Genomic DNA, 3,345 nt, shown 5'->3' on the forward strand with positions numbered 1-3,345 from the left:
ATCACTTCGAGGAACATTTCGTTCATTTTCTCTGCAAGCTCTTTTGTCACGACACCGTTCACCGCAACAACACCGCCGAATGCAGAGATAGGATCACATTTAAGAGCCGCATTATACGCATCGAGGAGGTTTTCACGGATCGCAAAACCACATGGATTACCGTGTTTGACGATACAGATTGCATTTTCATCCCCAAACGCCGCCGCGATTTTCACCGCACCGCTGATGTCGGTGAGGTTATTGAAGCTCGCTTCCCCTTTGAGGGTTTTGAAGTTTTGTGAGAAGAACGTATCGAACTCGTACAAACCGCCTTTTTGATGAGGGTTTTCGCCGTAACGGGTATCCATGACTTTGTTCCCGACGATGAACTGTTTAGAGCCCATACCGTTGTTGAAACGTTTGTTCATGTAGTTGGCGATCATCGAGTCATACGCCGCTGTGTGCTCATACGCTTTAATCATGAGATCACGGCGGAACTCAACCGTGTTTTCGCCGTTAGCGATAGCATTGAGAACCAACGAATAATCCGATGGATCAGTAAGAATGATAACACTGTCAAAATTTTTCGCCGCAGAGCGCACCATCGCAGGACCGCCGATGTCGATGTTTTCGATGATCTCTTCGAAATCGTCGGTTTTCTCAATCGTCGCTTTGAACGGATAGAGGTTGACACACACCAAATCGATCGCTTCAACACCGAGTTCAACCGCTTGGTCGAGGTGCGATTGTTTGTCGCGTCGGTGCAAGATACCGCCGTGGATATACGGATTAAGGGTTTTAACACGCCCCTCAAAACACTCAGGGAATTTGGTCACCTCATCGATTTCGATGGCGCTTACACCCGCATCTTTGAGCATTTTGTACGTTCCGCCCGTAGAGATGATCTGATAGTCCAAACCGATAAGAGATTTGGCAAATTCAACGATGTTGCTTTTATCGCTGACACTGAGCAATGCACGCTTCATGCAGTTCCTTTGATTGGGTCGTATGCCCATAAATTAATGGTGAAATTGTAGCAAATGGTGGTTTAGGGGAAGGTAAATTGAGATAAAATTCTTCTATGAACTCCTATAATCACCCCTTCCTCCCTATCCTCGACCAAAATACCCGCATCCTCTTTTTGGGCAGTTTTCCGAGTATCGCATCATTTGAGCAAGCCTTTTACTACGCCCATCCTCGCAACGCATTTTGGCCGATACTCGAAGCAATTTTTGATGTACATTTGGAAACCAATGAGGTGAAAAAAGCATTTTGCCTCGAAAAGGGGATCGGTTTGTGGGACGTGATCGGTTCATGTGAGCGGAGCAATTCGAGCGATACGAATCTGAAAAACTGCATCCCTAATGATTTTAAAAAACTATTAGAAGAGTATCCCAATATCCAAATCCTCGCCTTTACGGGGAAAAAAAGCCATGATCTGTTTATGAAGTTTTTTAAAGATTTGAGAGTAGAAAGAGTACTTCTCCCCTCCACCTCACCCGCTCATGCGGCAATGAAGTTTGAAGAGAAAAAAGCTATTTATAAAACGTTTTTGGATAGTTTTTTAACTCTCTAAAACCTGCTCAAAGATATTTTTTGCACTCTTCCAACGATCCCCTTTGGCGTTCATCATCACGATGACGCAATCTTTACCGTCTTTTTTGGCTCGTGCAATCAAACACGGTCCCGCTTTAGCGGTGTATCCCGTCTTGATTCCGACGGCATACTGGTAGCGGTTCAAAAGACGGTTATGGGTGTAGGCGTAAAATTCACGGTTTTTATTGAGTGCACGATATCGATGTTCGTTCATTTTGCTGATTTCATTAAACTTGCGGTTTTTTATCGCATATTCGGCCATTTTTAGGAGGTCTTTAGGGGTGGAGTAATGCTTTTTATCATCATATCCGCATGGATTGGTAAAATGGGTATGAACCATCCCGATGGCTCTGACCTTGGCGTTCATCATCTCAACAAAATGTTCTTCCGTGCCTCCGACGGTAATAGCAATTGCTTTGGCGGCATCATTATCTGATTTGATCATCGTTGCTTTGATTAAATCTTCCAAACGGATGACATCACCCCGACGATATCCAGCAATGGTAGGTTCAACTTTGGTCATCTCTTTGGTTATTGTAATCGGCTCTCCCAAGTTTCCCCGCTCAATCGCCAACATTACCGTCATCACTTTAGTCAGGCTAGCCGGTTGTACCTCTTTTAAAGGCTCTTTTGAATAGAGCATCTGTTTGGAGTTCATATCTTTGACCAGCAACGCTTCGACTTTCATGTTGTTCAATTCTTGTTTATCGATCTGAGCGAAAAGAGAGACTGAAAGCCCTAATATGAGGGTAGAGAGACGTTTCATCATAGTGAAATCCTTAAAAATGTTCGTTATTAAAGTAAGGGAAAAAAGCAAACTTCATACCACCTCAAAAAAAACATCACACAATCACAAAATGCGTTATAATAAAAGATGCAAAGTGTAACACCCGCATCGCTCATCTTTATTGCTGATACTAACCAAACACAGATAATATGTAGTGGGGAGTGGACTATCCAGTACCTCAGGGGCGTTACGCACCAACTTGAAACACTGGAGCCTCAATCGAGTGTACTCTGGGATATGGGAGCAATATCCGATATTGATTCAGCAGGAGTAGCCCTATTCCATCTCGCGAACCGCAGATTTGCGCAAAAAGGGATATCCACCACTACGATCACGAATCACGAAGATCACTCTAACCTCTATCGTCTCCTGTACGCCAAACCGTTTCAAGGAACCCTCCCTCCACCCACTCCATCAAGGCTCTATCAACTCGGATACCAAGTTCATATGAATATTTTGGGTATATCTGCTTTTTTGGCTTTTTTAGGCGAAGCGTTTGTTTTACTCCTCTACACTTTGCGTCATCCACATTTGATCCGCTATCGCTCCATCGGTGCTCACATTATTGAAACGGGGGTACGAGCCCTCCCGATTATCGCTATTAGTGCCTTTTTGATTGGGGTAGTTATCGCTTATCAAAGCATCGTCCAGCTCCAAAAATTCGGAGCCGATATTTTTATCGTTGATACCATCGGTATCTCTCTTACCCGAGAGCTTGCTCCTCTAATTACCGCTATCGTCGTTGCAGGGCGTAGCGGTTCGGCATTCACCGCCCAAATCGGTGCGATGAAAATGACTCAAGAGATTGATGCGATGCGAACGATGGGGTTTGATTCATTTACCTTTTTGGTATGGCCGCGCGTCATAGCACTCATGATCGTAATGCCTCTACTAATTTTCTTCGCCGATATGGTGGGAATTTTCGGAGGAATGGTGATAGCTACGACCCAATCGCATCTCAGTTTTACCGAATTTATCCACCG

At 44.4% G+C, this 3,345-nt stretch carries 4 protein-coding genes; 2 read left to right on the forward strand and 2 right to left on the reverse strand.

What is annotated here, in order from left to right:
* Positions 1 to 965, reverse strand: a 965-nt coding sequence (purH, locus tag JZU62_RS04100) for a bifunctional phosphoribosylaminoimidazolecarboxamide formyltransferase/IMP cyclohydrolase (RefSeq protein WP_295012172.1), incomplete at its 3' end; no start/stop codon positions are given.
* Between the two features lie 95 nt (positions 966 to 1,060).
* On the opposite strand from purH, the gene JZU62_RS04105 reads away from it, so the two are divergent.
* A complete protein-coding gene (locus JZU62_RS04105) occupies positions 1,061 to 1,555 on the forward strand; it encodes a DNA-deoxyinosine glycosylase (protein ID WP_295012174.1) in 495 nt (164 codons plus the stop codon).
* On the opposite strand, the gene JZU62_RS04110 is transcribed toward JZU62_RS04105, so the two are convergent.
* Positions 1,544 to 2,344 carry a serine hydrolase gene (locus JZU62_RS04110; protein ID WP_295012176.1) on the reverse strand — a complete coding sequence of 267 codons (801 nt, stop codon included), beginning with the start codon at positions 2,342 to 2,344 and terminating at the stop codon, positions 1,544 to 1,546. The genes JZU62_RS04105 and JZU62_RS04110 overlap by 12 nt on opposite strands.
* Before the next feature lie 255 nt (positions 2,345 to 2,599).
* On the opposite strand from JZU62_RS04110, the gene JZU62_RS04115 reads away from it, so the two are divergent.
* A partial coding sequence (locus JZU62_RS04115; RefSeq protein WP_295012178.1) for an ABC transporter permease occupies positions 2,600 to 3,345 on the forward strand: 746 nt, incomplete at its 3' end.

Origin of the sequence: Sulfuricurvum sp. (genome assembly GCF_019163035.1) — a bacterium.
Lineage (GTDB): Bacteria > Campylobacterota > Campylobacteria > Campylobacterales > Sulfurimonadaceae > Sulfuricurvum.

Coding starts and splice junctions, on each gene's coding strand:
- JZU62_RS04105 (WP_295012174.1), top strand. CDS start 1,061: ATGAACTCCTATAATCACCCCTTCCTCCCTATCCTCGACCAAAATACC.
- JZU62_RS04110 (WP_295012176.1), bottom strand. CDS start 2,344: ATGATGAAACGTCTCTCTACCCTCATATTAGGGCTTTCAGTCTCTCTT.